The organism is Paenibacillus sp. EC2-1 (assembly GCF_049311625.1).
Classification (GTDB): domain Bacteria; phylum Bacillota; class Bacilli; order Paenibacillales; family Paenibacillaceae; genus Paenibacillus_AQ.
Genome location: NZ_CP186006.1, coordinates 400,483 through 425,903, shown reverse-complemented (window position 1 = coordinate 425,903; position 25,421 = coordinate 400,483). Strand labels below are relative to the sequence as shown.

Annotated in this window: 22 protein-coding genes; 6 read left to right on the top strand and 16 right to left on the bottom strand. The window is 42.8% G+C overall.

Annotation, left to right across the window (positions count from 1 at the left end; translation table 11 throughout):
• Window positions 1-557: 557 nt before the first annotated feature.
• Entirely contained in the window at window positions 558-1,415 is an 858-nt protein-coding gene (locus tag ACK8P5_RS02120) for an AraC family transcriptional regulator (RefSeq protein ID WP_422659359.1), read from the bottom strand.
• A 166-nt stretch (window positions 1,416-1,581) separates the two neighbouring features.
• Between ACK8P5_RS02120 and ACK8P5_RS02115 the strand changes: the two genes are divergently transcribed.
• A complete protein-coding gene (locus ACK8P5_RS02115; RefSeq protein WP_422659358.1) occupies window positions 1,582-2,448 on the top strand; it encodes a phytanoyl-CoA dioxygenase family protein in 867 nt (288 codons plus the stop codon).
• A 131-nt stretch (window positions 2,449-2,579) separates the two neighbouring features.
• On the opposite strand, the gene ACK8P5_RS02110 is transcribed toward ACK8P5_RS02115, so the two are convergent.
• From ACK8P5_RS02110 to ACK8P5_RS02085, 6 genes are all read right to left on the bottom strand, one after another.
• On the bottom strand, window positions 2,580-3,578 hold the full coding sequence (locus ACK8P5_RS02110; protein ID WP_422659357.1) for an SPFH domain-containing protein: 999 nt from the start codon (window positions 3,576-3,578) through the stop codon (window positions 2,580-2,582).
• 18 nt (window positions 3,579-3,596) lie between these two features.
• Window positions 3,597-4,391, bottom strand: a complete 795-nt coding sequence (locus tag ACK8P5_RS02105; protein WP_422661341.1) for a TPM domain-containing protein — start codon at window positions 4,389-4,391, stop codon at window positions 3,597-3,599.
• A 2-nt stretch (window positions 4,392-4,393) separates the two neighbouring features.
• Complete coding sequence (locus ACK8P5_RS02100; protein ID WP_422659356.1) at window positions 4,394-5,425, bottom strand: TFIIB-type zinc ribbon-containing protein; 1,032 nt, start codon at window positions 5,423-5,425, stop codon at window positions 4,394-4,396.
• A gap of 14 nt (window positions 5,426-5,439) precedes the next feature.
• Entirely contained in the window at window positions 5,440-6,054 is a 615-nt protein-coding gene (locus tag ACK8P5_RS02095; RefSeq protein ID WP_422659355.1) for a PspA/IM30 family protein, read from the bottom strand.
• A 103-nt stretch (window positions 6,055-6,157) separates the two neighbouring features.
• Window positions 6,158-6,487, bottom strand: a complete 330-nt coding sequence (csaA, locus tag ACK8P5_RS02090) for a chaperone CsaA (RefSeq protein ID WP_422659354.1) — start codon at window positions 6,485-6,487, stop codon at window positions 6,158-6,160.
• A gap of 95 nt (window positions 6,488-6,582) precedes the next feature.
• A complete protein-coding gene (locus tag ACK8P5_RS02085) occupies window positions 6,583-6,768 on the bottom strand; it encodes a hypothetical protein (protein WP_422659353.1) in 186 nt (61 codons plus the stop codon).
• A 373-nt stretch (window positions 6,769-7,141) separates the two neighbouring features.
• Between ACK8P5_RS02085 and ACK8P5_RS02080 the strand changes: the two genes are divergently transcribed.
• From ACK8P5_RS02080 to ACK8P5_RS02065, 4 genes are all read left to right on the top strand, one after another.
• Complete coding sequence (locus ACK8P5_RS02080) at window positions 7,142-8,449, top strand: hemolysin family protein (RefSeq protein ID WP_422659352.1); 1,308 nt, start codon at window positions 7,142-7,144, stop codon at window positions 8,447-8,449.
• A gap of 68 nt (window positions 8,450-8,517) precedes the next feature.
• The gene (locus ACK8P5_RS02075; protein WP_422659351.1) at window positions 8,518-9,558 is read left to right on the top strand and encodes a hemolysin family protein; all 1,041 of its coding nucleotides are present in this window, start codon (window positions 8,518-8,520) and stop codon (window positions 9,556-9,558) included.
• Window positions 9,559-9,773: 215 nt separating this feature from the next.
• A complete protein-coding gene (locus ACK8P5_RS02070; RefSeq protein ID WP_422659350.1) occupies window positions 9,774-10,265 on the top strand; it encodes an RNA polymerase sigma factor in 492 nt (163 codons plus the stop codon).
• Window positions 10,262-11,275, top strand: a complete 1,014-nt coding sequence (locus ACK8P5_RS02065; RefSeq protein WP_422659349.1) for an anti sigma factor C-terminal domain-containing protein — start codon at window positions 10,262-10,264, stop codon at window positions 11,273-11,275. Before ACK8P5_RS02070 ends, ACK8P5_RS02065 begins: the two co-directional genes overlap by 4 nt.
• A gap of 91 nt (window positions 11,276-11,366) precedes the next feature.
• Here the strand turns inward: ACK8P5_RS02065 and ACK8P5_RS02060 are convergent, their stop codons facing one another.
• The 9 genes from ACK8P5_RS02060 to ACK8P5_RS02020 form a co-directional block, all read right to left on the bottom strand.
• Window positions 11,367-11,567 carry a cold-shock protein gene (locus ACK8P5_RS02060; RefSeq protein WP_422659342.1) on the bottom strand — a complete coding sequence of 67 codons (201 nt, stop codon included), beginning with the start codon at window positions 11,565-11,567 and terminating at the stop codon, window positions 11,367-11,369.
• 285 nt (window positions 11,568-11,852) lie between these two features.
• Window positions 11,853-13,577 carry an alpha-1,3-galactosidase-related protein gene (locus ACK8P5_RS02055; protein WP_422659348.1) on the bottom strand — a complete coding sequence of 575 codons (1,725 nt, stop codon included), beginning with the start codon at window positions 13,575-13,577 and terminating at the stop codon, window positions 11,853-11,855.
• 33 nt (window positions 13,578-13,610) lie between these two features.
• Window positions 13,611-15,263 (bottom strand): response regulator transcription factor, encoded by a 1,653-nt coding sequence (locus ACK8P5_RS02050; protein WP_422659347.1) that lies wholly within the window; start codon window positions 15,261-15,263, stop codon window positions 13,611-13,613.
• A 21-nt stretch (window positions 15,264-15,284) separates the two neighbouring features.
• The gene (locus ACK8P5_RS02045) at window positions 15,285-17,015 is read right to left on the bottom strand and encodes a histidine kinase (protein ID WP_422659346.1); all 1,731 of its coding nucleotides are present in this window, start codon (window positions 17,013-17,015) and stop codon (window positions 15,285-15,287) included.
• A 41-nt stretch (window positions 17,016-17,056) separates the two neighbouring features.
• A complete protein-coding gene (locus tag ACK8P5_RS02040; protein ID WP_422659345.1) occupies window positions 17,057-17,941 on the bottom strand; it encodes a carbohydrate ABC transporter permease in 885 nt (294 codons plus the stop codon).
• 20 nt (window positions 17,942-17,961) lie between these two features.
• Window positions 17,962-18,861 (bottom strand): ABC transporter permease, encoded by a 900-nt coding sequence (locus ACK8P5_RS02035; protein WP_422659344.1) that lies wholly within the window; start codon window positions 18,859-18,861, stop codon window positions 17,962-17,964.
• Between the two features lie 99 nt (window positions 18,862-18,960).
• Window positions 18,961-20,637: an extracellular solute-binding protein gene (locus tag ACK8P5_RS02030; RefSeq protein ID WP_422659343.1), complete on the bottom strand. Its 1,677-nt coding sequence runs from the start codon at window positions 20,635-20,637 to the stop codon at window positions 18,961-18,963.
• A gap of 192 nt (window positions 20,638-20,829) precedes the next feature.
• Window positions 20,830-21,030 (bottom strand): cold-shock protein, encoded by a 201-nt coding sequence (locus ACK8P5_RS02025; RefSeq protein WP_422659342.1) that lies wholly within the window; start codon window positions 21,028-21,030, stop codon window positions 20,830-20,832.
• Window positions 21,031-21,362: 332 nt separating this feature from the next.
• A complete protein-coding gene (locus ACK8P5_RS02020) occupies window positions 21,363-23,447 on the bottom strand; it encodes a methyl-accepting chemotaxis protein (RefSeq protein ID WP_422659341.1) in 2,085 nt (694 codons plus the stop codon).
• A 222-nt stretch (window positions 23,448-23,669) separates the two neighbouring features.
• On the opposite strand from ACK8P5_RS02020, the gene ACK8P5_RS02015 reads away from it, so the two are divergent.
• Entirely contained in the window at window positions 23,670-25,292 is a 1,623-nt protein-coding gene (locus ACK8P5_RS02015; protein WP_422659340.1) for an amidase family protein, read from the top strand.
• The last annotated feature ends 129 nt before the right edge of the window (window positions 25,293-25,421 follow it).

Genomic DNA, 25,421 nt, shown 5'->3' with positions numbered 1-25,421 from the left:
TATAGTATAGCATCTTTCGTTTAGTTAGTCACTAATTAATTTTGGTTCGTGTGAAAATAAATGCTGCGCAATTTGTTTGGCGGACTGACGTTCCGTTATTTCGCTAATATTGTCTCTTTGAGAGCGTTAGCGGACACAGGAGCCGTTGTTACCTTTAAACAGTTGAATATAGGGTGTTTTGAGCAAAATAACAGCTTCTGTGTCCGGATAGTTTGCATACTCCATTGATTTCTAACATATAGCGGATTGTCTGTCCGCCAATTGTTCCAGTTACACCTTGAGTCATGCTACCACAACTTCCTTCCTTGTGATTATCGGAGGCCTCCTCCCCTTCCTCACGCTACCCCTTCTGCTTCTGCCACGCTTCCCACTTTTGAGCAATATCAAGCCGCTGCAAGGTACTTAATTCCGAATAGAAACATTGCCCATCGCGCCACTCAGGCTCAGATTGGAAATACTGCCCCGTAATATGTTCAAGCGCATTACAGCGAAAAATTCAAAAGTTATCTCAAAGATATTTGCTCCGTCTATAGCACTTAAGTACAAATCAAGGTCCATCATTGTTGTTGCTTACGAAAGTTCGTAGGCGAAATACCATAATAAGCTGTAAATTGTTTAGTAAAATGATGAATGGAGGAGTATCCCAGAATATTAGCTACCTCCGTAATGGAGAGGTTGTTCTCCATCAATGAGACCGCAGCTTGCTTCATAACATTCTTGGTCCAAAAAGCCTTAGGGGACATGTTCGTCGTTTGCTTAAATAACTGATGGAATTGCGTTTTTTTCAACCCGCTTGATTCAAGCCAGTTATTGTAATCACACCCGCTACTTGCCTCTCTCTGAATCCGTTCCACGATAATCTTAATTCTAGGGTCGATGAACGGCTTATTTTGCAAGACTTGAACAACCTCCAGAATAAACGCTTTTAATAAACTACTTGCGATTACATTGGAGTTAACCTCCTTCTTTTGATGCTGCTGCACGATATGCGTAAAGATCTCTCCCAGTCGGCTATGATGCTGTAACGGAATGACTGTCGGTACATCTTCTAATTCCGTACCATCGACCACATGCGTTAATAACATCTCATCGAGTTTTGATATATCCCATGTTAAGTGAATTTCAGTCATAACAGGCTTGTCTGACCAGAGCTCACAGTAAACGTTATATGTAGCGAGTTGATTCTCGTGATCGGAAAGGAAAGAATGCTCCCTTACTGGAGGTATAAAGATCAGGTCTCCCCTTTGAATGGAATAGGAATATGGCGGCACCATGATCTCTCCTCTTCCACTTTCAACGAAATGAAAAGCGTAACAATAACCGTAGCGACCCGGATCACCAGTCGTTTTTTCTTGATGGAATTTATAATGATGAGCAACTCGAATGACAGGAGTGATATCAACGATAGCATTCAAATTCTTTCCTCCCTTCCATGACGATATCGTAACAAAAGCACAGGTATTATTAAACACAATGTTACCGGAAGTATTGATAAACAATCGTACTGATATCTAAATACATATCCCCCTTCCCCTTGTTACTATTAACCCAATTACTTGTATTCACAAGGAGGCTAATAACATGATCAACCCATCAAACAACGGAAGTTTAACTAAAGAGCAAACTGACTTTTATAATGAGCAAGGTTATATTGTGCTTCCCCACCTACTGTCTGATCAAGAACTGGAACCTGCAAGAGAGGCAATGGATCAGAAAGTATCCCAAATCGCCAACGAATTACTGCAAGCAGGACTGATTAGTGATACCTTGGAACACCGCCCTTTTAAATATAGATTAGCCGAATTATTCGCGAATTTGACTTCAGAAGAGTTCCTTAAATTCGGAAGAAGTTGGCGTGACAGACTTCCGGGATACTTCCATTTAATGAGCAACCCCAAAATTTTAGATGCTGTGGAATCCTTAATCGGCGGTGAGATTTTTTCAAATCCGGTCTATAATACAAGGCCCAAGATTCCAAAAGTTGCTGCAGGAGCGGTACCTTGGCACCAAGATAAATCGTATTGGCCCGATGCTAACTCTAATCCGGTAATTACGGTCTGGATCCCTCTTGTTGATGCCAACGAGGTAAATGGGTGTTTGCATATTAAACCGAAGACCCATCGCACGAAGCTGTTAGATTGGCATCACGAAAGCATTACTGGCACAGGGTACACAGCATTAAATGAGAACCAATTAGGGAACACCAAGACCGTTGTATTGCCGGTTCCGAGTGGAAGCGCAATTCTCTTTAACGATCGCTGTCTGCATATGTCAACACCTAACGAATCGGATGAAGTGCGCTGGAGTGTAGACTTACGTTACCAACCAACAGATCAAGATCCAATGACTTCACATGGTGCAGGCTTTCTTGCCAGAAGCTATCTCCATCCTGAACGAGTAGCAACGTTGGAGGATTGGCTCGCGGAAAAGCCTGAACACGAACAATAACAGAGAAAAACCCGCTCAGATGAGCGGGTTTTAAGTTATGGAGGCGAGTGGTGATTCAACAACAAAACCATTTCAATGCCGCCGGTAGCGTTTAGAATCTTCTTAAACTCTTAAAGTTAGATCGCTCAAACCTAACCCAACTTCTGACCACAGTTCGGGCAGAAATTAGCGCCTTCGTTCTTCGCACCACAGTTCGGACAGAAGTTCGGCTTCTTACCCTCAGAAGCGGAAGGAGCAGGTGCCGATGGCTGAGTCTCAGCGGCAGGCTTCTGTCCCTGATTCTGACCTTGATTCATATTCTTCATCATCTCATTGGCCATATTCATGCCCATCATCATGCCCGCCATGTCCGAAGCAGCGCCGCCACCCTTCACCTTGCCGGATGCAATGCCGTCCGTCATACTTACCTGCTGATACTTCTGCAGATTACCGATCATTTCGTGGGAAGCTGTCTTCGTGATCATGTCTTGGATTTCTTTCGGATAATTGAAGCTCATAACCTGGAAGCCTGTAATGGTCATCCCGTTATCCATCACTTGCATATCCAAATCTTCTTGGATACCTCTAGCGATATCCGATGCATTCGCCTGCAAGTTGAACATGTCCTTACCTTCCCGGCTAATCCACTTCATCAACAGCTGATCGAGCACTGAGGTGATCCGAATCTTCACATCCTCGACCAGATAACTCTCCTTCATCCCAGCAATCTTATCAATCAGCGTAACGTAATCCGTCACTTTGAAATTGAATGTACCATTCGCACGAATCGGCATCCCGCCCGGAAGCTGTGGTGTAGGGATTAGAATTGGATTCTGCGTCCCCCAACGAACGGTAAATTCCTTCGTGTTGACGAACAAGACTTCCACCCGCATCCCACTGTTAAAACCAAACTTAAACCCTTTTAGTGTCGATAAGAAGGGGATGATCTCCGAGTCGATGCTATACGTCCCTTCGTCCTCGAATATCCCTTCGATCTTGCCATTATTCACGAAAATCGCGTCTTGACCGGAACGGATAATCAATTTACTTCCTTTTTTAATCTCCCGATTGCTCCACTTCCAAAAAATCATATCATCTCTAAACTCTTCCCATTCCACCACATTCGAAAATTGATTTCTGAAGAATCCCATACTATATCATTCCTTCCCTTAGAATTTCCCGCTGCTACTGCTATGCGAATGTCCACCTCGGGAGACACCACCGCCTCCACTGCCACCCGAGCCGCCTCCACCAGAGTTACGCTCAATCTTACGCTTCGTTGTCGTTGTTCGAATATAACGGTCTTCCCGGTCCACAATCCCCGAAGTGCTTGCATCCTCATAAGTACGCCGATTGATGGTCACGCGACCACCGGAACGATAAGCCATCACCGCAACGGCAATACCTCCGATAACCACCGCTCCTCCAAGCTGAAACCAGATGTTAAACAGGATGTTGTCAGGATTCACTCCCGGCTCAAATCCCATATAGCGATAGGCGGTCTTAATATATTGTTCAAAAGCTTGGCTGTAATCGCCACTGGATAAAGCGGGTGTAATCTTGTTACGGATCTTATCGAGCCTACCACTGTCCAGATATTTCTCAGCTTTATAATAACCTTCTAAATGTACATCTCGGCTATCTAGCACGAGTGTCAGAATCACAGCATTCCCATGTTTCTTATCATATCCGGGTGCGTATTCATCGTAGAAATTCTCCGTCATTAACTCATAGTCGTCATTGGGAGCACGCTTCGCTGTAAGGATGATGATGTCCGTTTCTCGCTTAGCCCCGTATTCATTCGCCATCACATTGAGTTCTTCCCGCTCTTCCTGACTGAGCAGCTCCGCTTTATCAAAGATCAATGGCTTCATCTCGACTGCAGCCGCGCTCATCCCCGCTGGAGCAGCAACATAAACAACCAGGAAGAGCAACAAGGCAATCACCGCTCGGAACCTTCTCATGCTCATAGGAATTCGCCTCCCATCATCCAAGAGATGAGCCTAAGTACCAAGAAGGAGACGCCGGAAATTGCAGCGAACCATCCTCCCACCTTCGCTTTGCTAATTGGAGGCTTGCCAACAACCTTGCCGGTCTGACCATTCATCGCGAAGGTATGCTCTGTTTTGTTGAAGTCATAATGTACCATCCAGACCGGGAGCAGAACATACTCGGCCTGTTTCACCGACGTATCAATCTGCTTATTCGTATAGTTTACGGTCGTATAGCCCGTCACCGCTGACGAGATATATTGCTCAATAAACCCTCTGATTTTATCTTTAGAACGCGGCAGTAACTCCTTCTCGTCATAACTATATTTTTCCGCAATATAGCCTGCGAGATACGGGGTCTTGAAGCTTTTGAGCTGTTCGTATGGAAAAGGCTCTAATTTATCCATAAGTTCATCATTCATTTTCTCTGAGGCATCAATTGGCACTCTCACATAATTGAGTCGGATTTTACGGTAAATCTCGTAATGCTGCGTCTCCGTATACTGATAATCCCCTCGGGTGTAGACTCTAACCTTTGTCCCGTGTCCTTGAACCTGCACTTTATTATGTAATTCATATAACCAGAATGGTACATAGATCCCCGTAATCCCCTTCACGCGATCCGCAGTCATGAACCCACTTGGTGTCAGAAGGCCATTCTTGCACCATTTCTTGAACGCCTTCATTGCTTCTTCCTTGCTGATTGAAAAAGGGATCACCTTCGCCGGAGCCAGCTTCCCCGTCAGTCTGTCCCCCAGAACAACCGCTGAGCCACAGAAGCTGCAAGAGGTTGCCGTCGTCTCCGCTTCCGTCATAATAACAGCACCGCAACTGGTACAGTGATACTCACTGACTTCATCTTCTGTAAAAACATTCGTGACAAGCGGATCGGGCATACTCTCGATGTTGTCATGTCTTCCACAGCTGGGACAAGATAACGTTCCTGTCTCACTGTCAAAGACCATGCCGCTGCCACAGTTCGGGCATTTGTATTCAATAACCGGCATCTACTCACCCCACTTTATCGTTCATTCTGCTCTTTCTCCAGCTGTGCGATCAGGTCATCCAAGTCATCTTTCTTCGTACCTGCTCTAAGCTCGGCTAATGCTAGTGCCTCATCGAGAGCCAGACTAGCCTTCTCTTCCATGGCATCGAATGCCGTCTTAGCATGACGATCATTCTGTGCTTGCTGTGCCTTTGCAGCAGCCATCTTCCCTTTCAGTTCGGTATGACGTGCTTCGAGCAGTGCCATATCCGATACAAGCTTATCCTGCATTTGCTTCATCATGGCAGCTTTGGAAGCCGCCTGATCATAGGCTGTTTGTAATTTACCCAGCTTCTCTGCTTGCACCGCCTTTCGATCCAGAAACTTTAGAGCATCCCCGTCATTACCTGCTTCTGTAGACTTCTCCGCATAACGCTCCAGCTTCTTGATCTCAGCCATACATTCATCCAGTGCTCTCTTCGCTCTTCGCTCATCTGTTACCATGGAAGCCGTCTCAGCCTTGACCTTTCCCAAATCACTGCTTAAATTCTGCATATATTCATGAATCGTCTTCTCCGGATTCTCTTCTCTATGAAGCAAGGTATTTATATTGACGCTCATAATGTCCTTAAATCTCGACAAAATTCCCAAGATTCAATCCCTCCTCATCATTTTACATTTACCCTTTAATACAATCTATTCAGGCAAAAGGTTTCATTTCACGAAGATGACGACATACCAGATCTGAATCACATCAAGCAATCGGCGTACCGTTCGGAACGGTCTGGCCTGGTTTTAATAGCACGACATCCCCCTCTTCAGGAACACCGCCAAGAATCAGCACTTCAGAGTCAAAGCCTGCAATCCGCCGCACTGGAAAATTCACAACGGCAACCACTTGCTCGCCAATAAGCTGCTCCGGTTCATATCTTTTCGTAATTTGGGCAGAGGATCGCTTAATCCCAAGTTCACCAAAATCAATCTCCAGCTTTAGAGCAGGCTTTCGTGCTTTCAGAAAAGGTTCCGCTTTCACTATCGTACCAATACGTATATCAAACTTTCCAAAATCCTCAATCGTTGCCATAGGAGTCACTCCATTTCCTTATACATCATTATAAAAAAAGAAAACACCTTATAAAGGTGCTCTTTTGCCGATATGTACATTCTACTGAAATTGTTCTATTTGCGACGACTCTTCGTAATTCGATTATACATAATCAGTGCAGCTACCACCATGCCCGCATATCCAAGGTTCTCCGCCGCTCCAGGCGCCATACCAAACAACATACAGAGGTTAGTAACAAAACTCTTCGTAATCAGTGCGACCAAGACTAACATGATCGGACGCCATATATTATACCTCATTTTCACAACACTCCTGACCCAGCCCCAGAATGAATCGACAATCTCAATAATTAATAGGATGACGATTAGACACCATTATAACATGAATAGGAATGCGCATACATTTTTAGAACCCGCTTAAATAACTGATGCTATTGAAATGTGAAAACGACTTACTAGTGTTTTAGCTTACAGTTCACTTACAAAATTGTAATACGCGGAAATTTAGAAGTGGAATGATTTTATGGTATTGTTGAAACAATCCAACCATGACGTAACTGTATGGTTTAGTTCTTAACTAAGAGGAGGAAGAATCGCTATCATTAAATAGAGTATTGGTATCATTTAGAATGAAACTATCTTTGGAGGTGAACCCCTCAGTCGAGGGAAGTCATTGGACATTGTAACTATTACGAATTTATTTTTGCTCGTTGTTTTGATTGGATTAACTGCCTTTTTCGTTGCATCCGAATTTGCTGTTGTTAAGATACGTGTATCTCGAATTGACCAAATCATTGCCGAAGGTAATAAAAAGGCAGTCTTGGCAAAGAAGGTCGTCACCGATCTCGATTACTACCTCTCAGCCTGTCAATTAGGTATAACCGTTACTGCCCTCGGTCTTGGAGCTCTAGGAAAGCCAACCGTTGAACGCTTACTATATCCCGTATTTGATTATCTAAATATACCAGGATCGATTGCTTCTGTTGCTTCGTATGCTATAGCCTTTATCTTCGTAACCTTCCTACATGTAGTAGTGGGTGAGATGGCACCTAAGACGCTAGCAATTCAGTATGCCGAGAAAATGACGATGCTGCTTGCTGCACCATTGTATTGGTTTGGCAAGATCATGTATCCATTTATTTGGGCATTGAATGGGGCATCACGCATCCTCCTTCAGGGATTTGGTGTAAAACCAGCGGAGCATGACCAAGCATATTCGGAAGACGAGCTTCGAATTATTATGAATCAAAGCTTTGAAGGTGGCGAGATTAACCAAACGAAACTTGCCTATATGAATAATGTATTTTCTTTTGATGAACGGGTTGCCAAGGACATTATGGTTCCACGGACAGAATTGATTACCTTAGATAAGGATATGCAGTATACAGAAATCATCCGTATTCTAGATAAATACAATTACTCCCGTTACCCCGTCACAGAAGCGGCTGATAAGGACCGAATTATAGGGATCGTGAATGTAAAAAAGATGCTTCCCTATATTGTTGCTAAAAAAGAAATCAAGATGGAGGATTTCATCCGGAAACTTCCCCATGTTATTGAAAACACGCGGATACAGGATGCCATGATCAAAATGCAGCAGCAACAAGTGCACATGGCCGTCGTGATCGATGAATATGGCGGTACATCAGGCATTCTTACCATGGAAGATATATTAGAAGAAATTGTAGGCGAAATTCGTGATGAATTTGATGCAGATGAAGTAGCTGATATACAGAAAACAAGAGATCATGAGTATTTGATTAACGGCCGCGTCCTCCTGAACGAACTGGTGAAGCAGTTTGAAATTACGTTTGATGGCGATGAAGAGATGGACACCATTGGAGGCTGGATTCAGTATCAGAAAGGCACAACCGTTGAAGTCGGTGATGTTATTGAACATGGAGAATTTGTGTGGACAGTAGCTGAGATGGATAACTATCAGATCAAACAAGTTATTCTTCAGTATGTTCCTCATAGCTAGAGGGATTCTCTTGATGAAAGAAAGTAAGAACAATTTCTGGAGGTGAATCCCTCAATTGAGGGAATGAATTGGATGGAATAATTGCATTAAACTTAGTTTTAGTCGCTGTTTTTATTGGACTAACCGCTTTCTTTGTCGGAGCTGAATTTGCGATATTAAAAGTACGGATGTCGAGGATCGATCAACTGATTGCTGAGGGGAATAAAAAAGCAGTAACTGCTAAAAAGGTAGCTCATGATTTGGATTATTATCTCTCAGCCTGTCAGCTGGGTATTACCATTACTGCGCTTGTACTTGGTGCACTTGGTGAACCGACAGTTGAAAAAATACTGCATCCGATCTTCGATCATTTTAATGTACCCGCAGCTGTGGCAACCGCACTATCCTACACTATCGCTCTGGCTATTATTACATTTTTGCATGTCGTTATCGGTGAATTGGCACCGAAGACACTAGCCATACAGTTTGCAGAGAAGATGACGTTACTACTGGCTACACCGCTTTATTGGTTCGGTAAAATCATGTATCCATTCATTTATGCCCTAAATGGCTCTGCACAACTATTACTACGTATGTTTGGTGTAAAGCCTGCTGGGCACGAGACGGTGTATTCCGAAGAGGAGCTCAGACTCATTGTGACTCATAGTTATGAGAGCGGAGAGATCAATCAAACGGAACTTGATTATCTGGAGAACATTTTTGCATTTGATGAACGAGTACTCAAAGAAATTATGATCAAGCGAGAACAGATTATCACCTTAAGAAAGGATATGTCTCATGATGAGATGATGGAAATTATCTTTGCACATGATTATACCCGCTACCCCGTCACAGAAGAGGGACATGACCGATTTGTCGGCTTCATTAACACCAAAGAAATGCTGACAAGTATGGCTGCGGGACGAGAATGTAGAATGAACGAATATATTCATAACATGCCTAGCTTTTTGCAGAACTCATCTATTAAAGATGTTCTCATTAAAATGCAGCAAAGTCGTGTTCACATGGCTACTGTAACGAGTGAGGATGGAGCGACCATAGGTCTCGTTACAATGGAAGATATACTAGAAGAAATCGTCGGCGATATTCGTGACGAAGACAATTTGTAATTGTAGTTAGATAAGGAACCCCAACAGCCTCATGGCTGTTGGGGTTCCTTTTACTTTATATTAGAGTTTTACTACATTATCGGCTTTTGGTCCCGCTTTCCTTCTAGGATGTTAAACTCGACGCGATCGCCTTCTCTGTTTCTAACTGTAAAATTTTCGCACTACTCTTAACATTTCAGATATCCACCCGTTATACCTATGAAAGGTGGTGAAGCATGGACACCGGAAGGCTATATACAATGTTGCAACCCAAGCTAAATGAAATCCGGAAATATCTGATTCGTCTGGGCGCTTCTCCATCTGATGCAGAGGATATCGTACAAGAGACGGTCTATAAAGCTTTCTCATACATTGATTCGATTGAAGACGGAAAGTTCGGCGCATGGATGTATAAGGTTGCTATTCATCGCTATTACGATCTCTGCCGCCGAAAGAAGTGGATTACGGTTCCGGTGGAAACGATAGACATCCCGGATTCCGAACTTCCGGAAGATGCACTGTTACAGCGTGAAAAGAAAGAAGAGGTGGACGCTGTTCTCTCTCAGCTCATGCCACTGCATAAACAGCTGCTCATTATGAAATATGAAATGGAGCTGCCGTATAAGGAAATTGCAAAGCTACTCGGGATGCGGATGGAACATGTTAAAGCGGCGCTGTACCAAGCAAGGCAACAGTTCAAAAAAAAGTATGGGAGTGAAGTGCAGTGAACGAATCATATCAAAAAGATGATGAGGTTGATTTCACGAAAGTAATTAAGAAAGCAAAATGGAAATCTATCATACGAACGACGAGTATTTCAGTACTGGTATCTGTCATCGCTTTGTTTGGCTTAATGCTTGGTAACACTCAACTAACGGGTGCAAGTTTCCAGCGTGCTATGGACAGTGAGTATGCTTATAAACGGATCACTGGTCCAAATGAAGTGCAAACAGCCCTATCAGGAAACAGCGGATTTCTGTCAGGTACATTGCAAATCTATACGGCTAAAGTAATTGAGGGAGTCATCATACCTTGGTCTAATAAAGAAACAAGTTATAATGTCTTACCCTTCCTAAACTTTAATTCCTTGTCTGGGGATATCAAGCAAAGCGTCTCACTGCCTGATGCTTACATGCAAGAAAACGGTTATGAGTATACACGAAGTTATAACGGATTAAACGGACAACGAGAGATGATGTTCTACATCCCGGAAATCGATTATAACGACAAAGTCCTAAACGATCTCCCCTTGCTTCAGGAGATGGATCCAGCAAAGCTCGTCGAAATGGCCATTTCTTTTGATAAAAGTTATTCCTTAAGCGAAGTGAAGCAATTGACACCTCCCGGTCTAATCCAGACCTGGTATTGGGTAGATACATACGACAACAAAAAATATTTAGAGCCTTATATCGATGGAAACGGAAATAAAAGTTACTCTACTCCCTTTTCAGAATCATGGGCTCATGGGTTTGGCATCTCTCCAACAGAACCAACAACGGAGATAACCGAACAAAAATTCCTGGATGCCTTAGAAATGGGTATTCAGTTAAAGGGTCAATACCATTATGATTTCAACCGAATCTACAACTATTTGAAGAAAGATAAAGAAAAGCCGGATGCGAGTGATGTTCGTATTCTGGGTGTGGTCGTTACCGGGACAGCTAAAGAACTTCAAGTCCTTATTGGGCAACCTTATGTAAGGGGAGCTACTTTAGGGGCTATAGTCGATAGATACTAATTGTTGAAGGTTTCTGCCTCCAGAAAACAACAAAAAGACCTGCTCTGGGAGCGGGTCTTTTTATATAGAGCCTAAGTAGGCATCTTGATTATTAGAGTTTTACAACATTCTCGGCTTGTGGGCCACGTTGGCCTTCTACGATATTGAACTCGACGCGGTCGCCTTCGTCCAATGATTTGTAGCCGTCTCCTACGATTGCGCTAAAATGTACGAATACATCGTTCCCGCCTTCGATCTCGATGAAGCCAAATCCTTTTTCTCCGTTAAACCATTTCACTGTTCCTGTTTGCATAATTCAATTACCACCTAATTTTTATTACATGTGTTCTTACTCTCAAAAAACTTCTTGCAAAATCTCTTAAAAAAATAAAAATTCACATATGGTACAAGGTTATTGTCGTCTCAAGAATAACCCTCTACGCTATGCGAATTCGTTAGGTGACTGCTTGCTTTCGATATATTGATTATAGCATGCTCAGGGGAAGATAGATACGACCACTATATGGCATATTTTCTTGGTAAGAAAGGGGCCTCCCTAAGATAGCCCCATTTAAGACGTAATCACAAAATAAACCTCTTATGAGATATCAACCTCTTGATCGTTGATCTTCGCTATCGCTAACTTACCTGTCGCGAAATGATTTCCTTCCACGCTTACGTTCTTACATGCTTTTAGCTCAATTGGATATTGCATCACATGGTGCGGTTCATAGGCTCCGCTGTTCTCTATTACATTATTCGCAAATGTGAGTCCGTCCACGGATAATCCATATATAATCCCCGTGTCAAAGGCAACAAACCGATTATGCTCAATCGAAATGTTACGATGGTAGTATCCCTCGAATTGTTCGGGATTTTCAATCTCTGGGTCAATATCAATGACCGCTCTCCCCCAGTCCGGACAGCAGTAGTTGCAGTCGATAAACTCATTATGACGAATGGACAACTGCTTAACCGCACCTGACTCAAACCAAGAGTTTGCATCGCCGGATACTTTGATTCCTGATCCAGGTACACTAATCTTATTATGCTCTACCAGGATATCGCCAGATGTTGTAAGCAATAACCCCCGTGCACGATTCGCCCGAATGATATTATGTGTAATGATCACGTCAGGAGCCCATGACAGATTTTCAACCACATCGTTTATGCGTACACGATCCGAGAGCGGCTGATCAAATGTGATGATCATATAATCCTTATTTAGGTACCTCACGTCTTTTACACTCGCACTAGAATATGTCTGTAGCGACTCATGACTAACAAAAGCGAATTCGTCACCACTTCCAGCAATCTCAATCCCTTTTGCCATACCATGGGCCAGTTCTATAAGGAGTTGATCATCACGCAAACGCTCGGTTATTTTGGCATAAATGCCATGAATATTACAAGGATCATCCAACTGATTCTCGAATAAACAATGCTCAATCCTAATCAAACCCCGACAATACACGAAGTGAGTGGCATCCGCTGTGGCTGATACAATCCGTTCACTCCCCTCGCGCAGCTTGACCTCAAAACGATGCAGATGAATACTGTCGCACTTCTGTGCGATTAGTCCCATCCCGGGGGCGTGATGTACACAAATCGTGTCGAGGTTGATGTGAGCTCCACCGTTAATAAAGAATGCCGGGTTCTCCCTTCTGCCAAATCGCAGAGCTACAATGTTCGCCACTCGTGGAATATATGGGCCAAGTCCATGGAATCTGATAACTCCCGGTTCCACTTCCTCTACATGCGTATCCCGCACTCGCCCCCATCCGAATCGATCACCACTTTGATAGGCAGGAGCATTTGTATTCGGATCAAATTCATTCATCCCCCACACAGGTTCCCATTTGCCAAACTTAAATTGAATCCGATTCCGTTCCAACCTGTAAGGTTGATGAGGCGATATTTGAACATCGAAGGAATCAGCATCCGAACGCGTGACTATCCCTTGTGCAAACATCGGTTGCTCCCAATCAATGACTAAGTTCTTAATGACAATATGATTGCTGTCCTCTACAACAAACGGAATCATTGGACCATGAAAAATAAACTCCGACCCCTGCCCATCCACCGTAAGGTTGTTCATTTGAAATATCGGAAACACAATTCGGCGCAATCCTTCCTGATCGTGGTTGGATATAAACAATTGCTTCTCATGAGCTTGATCTGGGTAAAAGTGATACTCCCCCTTCGGAAATACGAGTTCTGCTTGTTCAAACTGCCGGGAATGTTCCAGCGCAAAGATTACCGCTAAGGTATTGTCATACCCCTTCCCTGACTTCACTCCGAATTGATCCGCATGTATGATCATTAAATATCCCTCCGTCATCACGAATTGGTTGGTTTAATTCCCGTTTCGGTACTCTTGTGGTGTAATATCATTGTGCTTTTTGAAAAATCTTATAAAAGCTACGCCCGATTGATAGCCAACAGCATTGGATATATCCTGAATTTTCATATTCGTTTCTTTGAGCAGCTTCTTTGCCTTCTCATTGCGGAGGGAAGCCGTATACTCTGTGATGCCATAACCTGTGATGCTTTTATATAGACGTGACAGATAGGATGGATTGAGATGAACCTGTTCCGCAAGTTCGGTTAACGATATGCTCTTGTCCATATTCGTCTGTATATACTCCCGGACTTTGCTCACGATCATATGTACATTTTCGTCCAATTCATTCTCTTTACAGCGGAATATATACTGTGCCAGTTCCTGAAAATAGTCACTTAAATCTGTCCACGAGATGATCGTCTCTGTACCGAGCAATTTATCAGGAGCAACATGTTTCATAACCTTTGAGGTTAACTCATACCTATTCATGTAAGACATCATCAATGAAGAAATACTATGATAGACTTCCATCTTCAAGAAATCGTGGACATCCTCATCCATGATAATAGCAAGCAGTTCTTCCAATATTGCTGAAAAAGCCTGCTCTTCCCCATTTTCCAAATGGTAACCGAGTAAATTGACTTTTCTTTGAAGCGAGAATCCTGCTACCTTGTCTGAAGTCTCCACCTTATCGATCATTTCTTTACCACTGCCTTCAATTAGAAGCACTTCACTCTGCATTCCTATCTTCTTAGCTAGTAAGGTAATCAGTTGATCGAATCTCTCAGATATAGCTGTCCAATCACAAGCGGCATTACCGAACACAAAAGAAATAGGCAGTTTGAGTAAGTTTGAGCACACGTCTTGAACCGTTTCAAGCATTCCTTTTATTAAATAAAAGACCCGCTCCCATTCCTCATCATCGATAGGACCATCTTGCACCAGCCGTGGTTGAATGAACCAAACGATCTTAGAACGCTCATAAATTACGGCAGTTAACAACACCCGCTCACCTAAACATTCCTCAACAATATTCTGAACCGCATATAGAAGTGATTCTTGATCAGGTCTGATCGATACGGCACGCCAGCTGTCGATTCTCGCCACTAGTAAGTAAACGGGAAATCTACTCTTTAGAGAGATCCGCATATCTTCAAAATAAGGCTCGATTCGTTCGCGACTCTTCTCCTTCCCCTCTAGCAATGACAGCAAAAATTGCTTTTGCAGTGAGGGAATCGCTAACTGCATATATTGCTGTGCTTTCTCAATCAAATACTCCGATGCGAATTGCTCCTCGATCGCCTCAATCGCTTTGGACACAACATGAATAATCTTGGACTGCTCCTCTGTCTTCAGGATATAATCAAATGCCCCCAAGCTTAGTGCACTCTGCACATAGTTAAAATCGTTAAAGCTAGTCAAGAAGATGACTTTGCAGTTAGGCCACTGCACTTTAATGATCTCAAACAAAGCTATACCTTCTAGGTGAGGCATTTTAATATCAGATAGAACAATATCAATCCGGTTCATCTTAAGCACTTCAATGGCCTCTATGCCTGAATAAGCTTTGTATATTTCTAGATCAAGTGTTTCCTCATCTTGTAACAATTCAGCTAATCCTTCTACGATGATTGGAACATCATCAACAACCAATATACGATGCATATCAAGTATCCCGCCTGTCTATTATGATGATGTCCATTGAAAGTTTAGCGTCACCTTCAAGCCTCCCATACTCGACCGACTGAAAGATAGTCCGCTATCCATTCCAAACTTCAATTGAATACGTCTATGTACGTTTTGTAGGCCTGATACATCTTCCTGGTGTGACAACACAGATGTTATGCGTTCATGTAACCTAGTAATATCAGCATCCGAAAGCGCTGCACCATTATCCTCAACTGTAATCCTCAGAAACTCTTCATCTGCATCCGCACATATTCGCAATTCACCACCAGACTGACCTTTACCAAAAGCATATTTGTAAGCATTCTCAAGTACGGGCTGTAAAATAAGACGGGGTACAATCAAATCCTTACTTAACGGAACCTCCTCAGGAAAATGGGACTCCACACGACCTAAGAAACAAGTTTCTTGAATCTCTGCATACGTCCTGCTATGAACAAGCTCCAGTTCTAATGGAATCTCATCTGCACCGTCCCTGGTCATGAACTGAAAGTACTGACCGATGGAAAGCGAGAAGCGATAAGCCACCTCCATATCACCCGTTAGAATCAGCTGATTCAATACGAACAGACAATTATAGAGAAAATGTGGATTAATCTGTGATTGCAGTCGTTTTAACTCGTGCCGCTGACTGATGATTTTCTGCTCATAAACCTCATGTATGAGTTCATCCAATCTTCCTACCATCGAGTTATATCCCTGATATAAATAGGTGAACTCATCATTCCTTGTAGGCATGGGAATCGGATTCAAGTGACCTTGATAGTTTTGCCGGAATGAAATGAGTAATGTCTTGAGTGGTCGATGAAGGATGCGATAGATCCAGTAGGAGAACAAAATGATTAGCAGCAGCGAAGCTGCAAACAGCATCCATAATCTTGCTTCATACTTCTTCATACTCCCCAGAACGGCCTGCTCTGGTACATATACCACCATATGAGCTCCGATAAGTGACGAGTATTGATAAGCTACCATATAACGCTCCTTGTTAAAGGAAACCGATTCAATACCTGAGGATTCTGATTTGGATTTCAAATAGGATTTCAGCCGATCCATCCGTTCTACATCATCATTGCTACATTCCATACACCATCCCTCTTCAGGGTTCATAATGATCGCCTGACCATCAAAGGTTGGATAGATCGTTGAGAGGCTCTCATGTAGCTGGGATTTAGACAACTGGACACTTACAAGAAATAAAGGACCTGTCGCAGCCGTGCCCCCATAATGAAATCGAATCCACATATCTCCATTCCATTCCATCCAGCTTCCCTTGGATTCATTACGGCTTCTCATCGCATCAAACTCAGCGTGATCAATGGAAGTAAAGAAATTCTTGTCCGTAATTGTCCGATCAATGGAAGGAACGAACAGCTTTATTTCTGAAATCAGTGGACTAGACTCCTTCACCAAGGTAAGTCTGCGCTGGATAGACTTAATTAACGTCACCTTCTCATAGTCATTCAGGCTATTCCCGTTAATCGCCAGATCGAGCACATCTTTATCCAGAACAAATTCAGGTAACTGCTTCAAGATTCGTTCACTTTCAACCTGAAGTGCCTGAAGCGTATTGGCGCTTCGATCCATTATGGATTCTGAAATCTTGCTTCGCAGATCCTCCATTCCACTATAAATAATAGATAGCATAATGATAAAAATAGGAGTCAGGACAACAATAAAAGCAAGGACAAGCCGTGAGAATATGGATGAAGATCGGCGAAGCGGCTTCATATGTGTTATGTAATCTCCTTCCCTACATCACCACGGACCTATCACTCTTTTACGCTACCCATAACAATCCCCTTTACGAAGAAACGCTGGAGGAACGGATACACAAGCAATATCGGTAATGCTGCAATATAGATCTGCGCAGCTATACTTGTTCGATCCGATAATTGCTGGAGCAGCTGTGCTTCCTGAGCGCTTAAGAAGCGCGGATCCTTACTTATAATGATCGTCTGCAAGAATGATTGCAGTGGATAATTCGATGGATCATTCATCAGCAGCAATCCGTCAAACCAGCTATTCCAATGCCCAACCATACTAAATAAAGTGATTGTCGCTAACGCTGGAAGTGAGAGCGGAACGAATATTTTCCACAATATCGTCCAGTGGCTTGCTCCATCTATTCGTGCTGATTCGTCTATTTCCTTCGGTAGACCACGGAAAAAGTTTAATAAGAGAATCACATTAAAGACAGGAACAGCTGACGGGATAACGAGCGCCCAGATGGAATCCATTAGACCTGTTGATTTAATCGTCATAAACCATGGGATCAAGCCCCCGCTTAGCAGCATCGTTATGACAAAGATCCACACATACGGTGTTCGAAAACGAAAATAGGAAGACTCTTTTGAAAGTGGATAAGCTGCCGTAATCGACATAAACAGCTGAAGTGACGAACCTATCACTAAACGTTGGATCGATATCCAAAATGCAGACAAGTACTCCGGTTTATCAAGTATATTGAGATACGCGGAGAGTGTGAATTCAACGGGCCAGAACTTTACAACACCAGCCGATGCTGCTGCTCCTGAGCTAAATGAGAGTGCTAATATATGCAATAGCGGAAGCACGCAAGTTATAGATAACACGAACAAAAAGATATAATTACACACCGTAAATATTTTTCTTCTTGTAGAAAAGCGGTACATCATGTGTTCTCACCTCCGCAGCACTAGAAAATGCGATAATTAGCAAATCGATAAGCCATATAATATGAACTCGAAATCAATATCATCGACACAATGGATTTGAACAAGCCGACCGCAGTTGCAAGACCATATTGTGCCTGCAAAATACCAAGTCTGTAAACGAGCGTATCAATAATATCACCGGACTCATATACAGGCGCACTGTACAAATTGAAGATTTGATCGAAGCCCGCATTCAATATGTTACCAATACTGAGCGTAGCCATTAAGATCACAATCGGCAGCATACCCGGCAGTGTGATATGCCATGTCTGACGAAGTCTGCTCGCACCATCCATCTCAGCAGCTTCGTACAATGAAGGATTGATCGCTGTTAATGCTGCTAAATATACAATCGTATTGAATCCGAACTCTTTCCACACATCCGAACTAACGATCACGAATTTGAACCACTGATTATCCCCGAGAAAGAAGATCGGATCAACACCGAACACCCCGAGAAAAGAATTGACCAATCCCGTCGAAGGTGACAGCAGGTCAATGAGTATCCCACCCAAGATAACCCATGATAAAAAGTGTGGTAGATACACAAGTGTCTGAAAAGTTCTCTTGAAGAAGTTTTTTCTAACCTCATTCAGTAGCAATGCAACGAAGATCGGTACGATTAATCCGACAACAATCTTCATTGACGCGATGACAAGCGTGTTAATAACTACTCTTTTGGTATCCGGAAGATCCAGCAAATAGGTGAAATTATCCCACCCTACCCACGGGGAATGGAATATACCTTTCGTCGGTATGAATCTTTGAAATGCCATAACACTTCCAACCATTGGCCAGTAAGCATATATAGCCAGAAGAATTAAGCTAGGCACGAGCATGAGATGCAAGGGTAGCTTTTCATTCCGCAGTAACTTAAGCATCTATATCCCCTCCGTAAAAAATAACAGCTAGAAGAAGAGAATATTCGATAAACGAGTGAATCACCCATCTACCGAATATCTCTTTTTCACCGAAAATGTTTACTTGTTCACTTGCTCATACCATTCATTGACCTCATTGGTCATTTGTTCGCCACCGAGCTTCTTCCATTCTTCTACGAACTTATCAAACTCATCTACGGATGCTTTATCCATAATAATCTTCGTGAAGATTTCCTTTGTTTTCTCGTTTAATATTCCTTTCTTGTCGATCATGCTAGGTGTGAGTGGCCCGTAGAACTCATCCACTTGGAAACGACCCTCCTGGTTATATTGATCCATAATGGCAAAGGAGCCCCCAGGCTTACTGATTGCCCACTCGTTCCAGTTGAATAAATCGCCCTTCAAGTAATCTTGCACACGGTTATAGCGCGAACGTACTTCTGGATTCGTACCGAGCAGAGATGGATCCTTTGCTTCAATAGCTTTTGGTAAGAGCTGACCTGCATACAAGTTCTCATCTTGTGCAAAGAAGGTGGTTGGATTGATCTTCCACAGTAACGCGCTCTTATCTACACCGGATTTACCAAACATATAAACCTTGTTGCTATCATTCAGGTCCGTTTGTACTTCAACCCATTTATTAATAATCTTCATGACGGCTTCTGGATTTTTGGATTTCTTAGATACAGCGATATAACTGCTAACCCCTATATTCGTAGATGATTTAGCTGGTTTATCGTCTGCGGAAACAATCGGATAAGCCTCCCAATCCTGTACCAACTTATCATTCTGTACAGCTGCGGATTGAAGTGGCCAAATACTTAGCCAGAAAGCGCCATATGCCATACCAATCTGATTATTTACGACAAGCTCGTTCTCTTTATCCGCATCCTTAACAGCAAATTCTGGATCGATCAATCCTGCTTTATACATATCCTGCAGCTGCTTTAGTGCAGGCTTCATTTCTGGCATAATCGAGCCGAAACTCAGCTTACCGTTGCTATCCTTCACCCAGTAGTTAGGATAAGCGTGGTATCCATTGAAAAATCCTTGTAAATCATAAGCTCCGTTCGCAATAAAATCACTATTCAGGGCAAAAGCATAAGTTTTATCTGCTCCGCCTGGATTTTGCTTCGCAAACGCCTCAGCAATCTTGATCACATCTTGCATCGTACTTGGCTTAGGCAAACCTACTTTTTCAAGCCAATCTTTACGAATCCATAGGTAATTGGAAGAGTTATACGGATTATCCGTAGCTGGGATGGCCATAAGCCGACCATCAAAGGTTGCCGTGCTCAACTGGCGTCCTCCATCAAGAGTGAACCATTTCTTTGTCGCCTCTGTAGCATATTTATCAAAATACTCCGTCATGTCCATGATCATATCTGCTTCATACAACTGATTCATCTCAGCTGCACTGACTCTGAAAAAGTCCGGAATATCATTCGAAGCAATACTAATCTTCAGCTTCTCTGAGTATTTCTCCGCTACCCACTGGTTTTTAATGCGGATACCTAAATCTTTCTCATAAGCATCGTACACAGCATTCTTATCAATCGTTTCCCCTTCATCAAACTTAATGTTTGATATCGATCTTACGGTTGTTAGTTCGATTGGTGGATCATACTTGCTCATCGGATTGAAGTCAGCCGCATCCGCTTGATCAAGCGAATTGTTCTCCTCCGTTTTGTCTGGCGAGGCACTACTACATGCAGTAACAACAACTAACATAGATACCAAAGTAGCCAGTAATACGTTCTTAAAGAAAAGCTTCATACTTATCATTCTCCCCCTTTATCAATTCGGACGTTAAAGAAAACGCTTTCTTTTGTTCATATTATAGGCCCTTGCTTTCCAGCCCAGCAATATACGCATTTTGACTTTGTTATACTCAAATTTACCATTTGCTTTATAAACAATAAAAAAAGATCCACAGCCTTAAGGCTGTGGATCTTTTAAAGCTCTATATTAGAGTTTTACGACATTCTCGGCTTGTGGGCCACGTTGGCCTTCTACGATATTGAACTCGACGCGGTCGCCTTCGTCCAATGATTTGTAGCCGTCTCCTACGATTGCGCTAAAATGTACGAATACATCGTTGCCGCCTTCGATCTCGATAAAGCCAAATCCTTTTTCTCCGTTAAACCATTTCACTGTTCCTGTTTGCATAATTCAATTACCACCTATTTTTTATTACATGTGTTCTTACTCTCAAAAAATCTCTTACAAAATCTCTTAAAAAAATAAAAATTCACATATGGTACAAGGTTATTGTCGTCTCAAGAATAACCCTCTACGCTATGCGAATTCGTTAGGTGACTGCTTGCTTTTGATATATTGATTATAGCACGCTCAGGGGAAGATAGATACGACCACTATATGGGAATGTCATGTTTACTAGTGCAAGGTACAGCTCCAAGAGCCTCCCGTCTTCCATCTTCAGTATACATCTATAAAAAAAGCCGCTCAAGAGTGACCTCTTGAGCAGCATTTTCCCATGATTACTTGTTATTTATCGTAAACTTCTTAATATTTTCTTCAAGGTCCTTGGAAAGTCCCTTAAGCTGATTCAGATAACCAGCCACATTATCAATCGTTGCAAGCTGCTCTTCAGCCGCCGCAGATACATCTTGTGTGATCGCAGCATTCTCCTCGGTAATAGCAGAGATATTCGTGAAGACATCCATGAGGTCATTACGTTTTGCAATCATCACTTGGATATGATCGTTAACTTGTCCTGCCTTACCCATCTGGCTATCTACAGAGACCATAATATCATTAAAGACCGATTCTGTTTCCCGAACTGCGGTTTCCTGATTGATGAATAGCTCCCTAGAGGATCCGATCGCTTGAACGGCTGCTCCTACCTGGGTGTTAACATTCGTAATAATCTGCCCTATATCATTCACCGCAGAGGCCGATTGCTCCGCAAGCTTACGGATCTCGGAAGCTACAACGGCGAAGCCTCGTCCATGCTCACCCGCTCTTGCAGCTTCAATAGAAGCATTTAGAGCTAGCAGATTCGTCTGTCTTGAGATTTCAAGGATGGTGACCAGAATGGAACTGATCTCACCTGCACTGTCGTTCACGTCATTGATTGCCTGCACGGATTGCTCAGAGGATTGAAGCGTGCTATTAAAGCGACCTACCAATTCCTGCACAATGCCAATTCCCCGTTGATTCAGTTCACTTGTATGGTGAGCCAGTCTCAGTATTTCCTGTGTGGAGCCTGTAACCTGATCGATGGCTCCGCCGAGCTCCTCGACCTTTTCTGAGCCTTGCATAACCGTATTCGCTTCATCACTGGAGGCAGTGGAGAGCTGAATAATGGACTCCGTAATTTGTGATGAAGCCATTTGCGTCTGATCCATGCTGTCTTTTAGACTGACCGCTGACTGTGAGACGATATGTGCTGAACCAGAAATCCCACCGATCATCTTCTGAATGTCCATTTTCATATCATTAATCGCCCGGACCATCGTACCGACTTCGCTTTGCTTTTTCAACATCGATTTAGGAATTTCTGTTGCAAGATTGCCACTACCGATTTGCTGCAAATATGATACTGCCGCATTGATCGGCTTCGTAATTGCACCAGCTAATAACAAGGAAGCTCCCATTGCGAGAAGCGTAATAATCGCTGTGATAATGAAAATGATTTTTCGGATAGCATTGATGGATTCGGCAATTTCACTCTTGTCCATCATCGAAATATATTTCCATCCGGTTTCTGGTGACACATACACGCTTGCGGTGTAATTCTTACCATCCATCGTGATGTCAAAATTCTTATCCACCATCTTGTCGATCTCAGATAATTCCTTCACATTTAGATCTTTCAATGTTTTGAAATTCGTTTCTGGGTTCCTCGGATTTGCAAGAATCGTATCCGTTTGGTCAGCCAGTATAACATATCCGGTCTTACCGATCTTAATATCATTGATTGTTTTGGTCAGTGACTCCAAGCTTACATCCACACCTTGAACCCCGACAACATTCCCGGCTTTATCCTTGATCGTAACGGAAGAGCTGACAATCGGAACGTTTCCTGTAAAGGAAGCGTAAGCTCCAGAACGCATGACCTTATCCGGGTTCTCTATAGCCTGTGTGTACCAAGCTCTAGGTCTAGGGTCAAATTTCTCGTTCGATGTACCTTCCGGCCATTGTATGTATCCTCCATCCTTCGTTCCCATGTAAATATAAGCAACATTAGGATGCGTATTCGCGTAATTCAAAAAAGAGTTATAAATTTGCGATTCCATACCACCCTTTTTGGATGGGGTCATCTGTATAGTTCCGTCTTCTCCTTCTGCATCTATGTAAGAGGTAATCGAGCTATCAATCTTCTTCACAATAGGTAAATTCGCAAAGTATTCAACCGACTCATTCACCGTATTGAAATACAGGTTCATGGCACCACTAACCTGCGTGATTTCCTTGCGGGTAGCCTCATAGAAATTTTCTTCCATGTCTGTCTTTACTTTGTGGTCTACGGCTATGCCCAGCGATAGCGTAGACAGCACTACCAGAACAACCATCGTAACCAGTAGTTGAATCTTTAAATTCCACTGCAACTTCTTTCTCAAGATGTCTCTCCTCCGTTTTCTACCCTTAGATGTATTTTTCTCTATTACATACTATCGGCAGAAGATCATATTTTGTTAAATATTGTCGAATGAAAAATCGAATATTAGGTTCTTTTGTCGGATTCTATTCATTTTTCCGGGACTATGGACGATAGATACTAAGGGGGAGAAAAAAACAAAATAAGTACTACGAACTACAAACAGACATCAGGAGGTAGACACGTGAGAAACAAACTGTTTAATTTGAAAGGTCTACTAGCTATTTTGCTAGTCGTATCCTTGTTCCCGTGGAATCAGGCACAGGCCGAAGCGGGGGAAACAACATTTGATCCATTTGAGAAAAGCATTGAGGAAATTGCAAATGCGTTAAATAACAATACTATTACTTCGGAAGAACTGGTTGAATACTATTTACATCGTATTGAAACCTTTGATAAACAAGGCCCAACAATCAATTCCATCATTGCTATAAATGATAAAGCTCTTGAAACAGCACAAGCACTCGATGCTGAGCGCGCAACCAAAGGACCTAGAAGTAGCCTTCATGGTATTCCATTTGTTGTGAAAGATAACTATGACGTGGTGGGTATGCCTACAACAGCTGGATCCGTAGCTCTGAAGGATATTTATCCTACTAAAAACGCGTATACGGTACAAAAGTTGATCGATGCAGGTGCGATTGTTATTGCCAAAACCAATATGTCTGAGCTTGCTGCTTCTTACGGCAGACTAGGATATAGCTCCATGGGTGGTTTGACACTTAATCCTTACAATCTGAATCGTGATGCATCTGGTTCTAGCAGCGGTAGTGCTGCAGCTGTTGCAGCTAACTTTGCTGTATTCGGTCTTGGAACGGACACTTCCGGTTCTGTCAGAGGTCCTGCCAATGTTACCGGTCTAGTAGGAATTCGTCCAACGCTGGGCTTGACCAGCCGTGACGGTGTTATTCCTTCTTCTCTTTCCCTGGATGTAACAGGCCCTATGGCACGCAGTGTCAAAGATGTAAGTACCCTGCTCACAGCTATGGCTGGAAAAGATAAAGCAGATGAAGCTACAAAACACGCAGATAAATATGTTCAAGATTATGCTACTGCACTAGACGCTAATTCACTGAAGACAGCACGTATCGGTGTAGCAACGGATTTCTTTGGTGACAATGAAGAGATCGATGCTATTACGAACCAAGCGATTATTACGATGTTACATATGGGAACTTCTGTTGTTCCTGTTTCTTTCTCTGATCAAACGAAGTATCTCTGGACTCCAGTACTTGGACCTGTTGGTGATGCAGAATTCAAAAGCCAATTCGAAAAATACCTGAGCTTCATTCCTGGTAACGGTCCTAAGACACTACAAGAGGTCATCGATATCAGTGAATCTCCTGAAGTTATGAATTCAGCAACACCTGTAAACCCTGCACGTCTTGAAGGTTTGAAGACAGCACTTGCACAAGCAGATACCCTGAATTCCAAAGAATATAAGAACATCGTCAATAAAGAAATGCCAAAGACTCGTAAAGAAATCGAAAAAATCATGAAAGACAACAAACTAGACGCAATCGTATTCCCTACGATGTCTTGCCCTGCTTCAAACCGTTTTGACAAAGAAGATCCTAGCTATGACTGCAACGCTTACGACACCTATGCTGCTAGTTATGTAGCATCTGCTACAGGATTCCCTGAAGTTACTGTACCTGCTGGTGTTGTAGAAGCAGGCGTACCTGCGGGTATCTCATTCCTTGGCACAGCGTACAGCGAACAGAAGCTGCTTGACCTTGCTTATTCCTTCGAGCAAGCTACGCATGCTAGAACCGTTCCTGAGAACACACCTAAATCGACACAGTAATCCTTATTTACAGGTAAGTTTGTTCTCTCTCCCATTTCAACTTGCATGCTGAAAAAGATTATTGGTTAGTTACGACAAAGCCCCGCTAATGCGGGGCTTTGTTTGATTTATGTGTACAACTAGACAAAG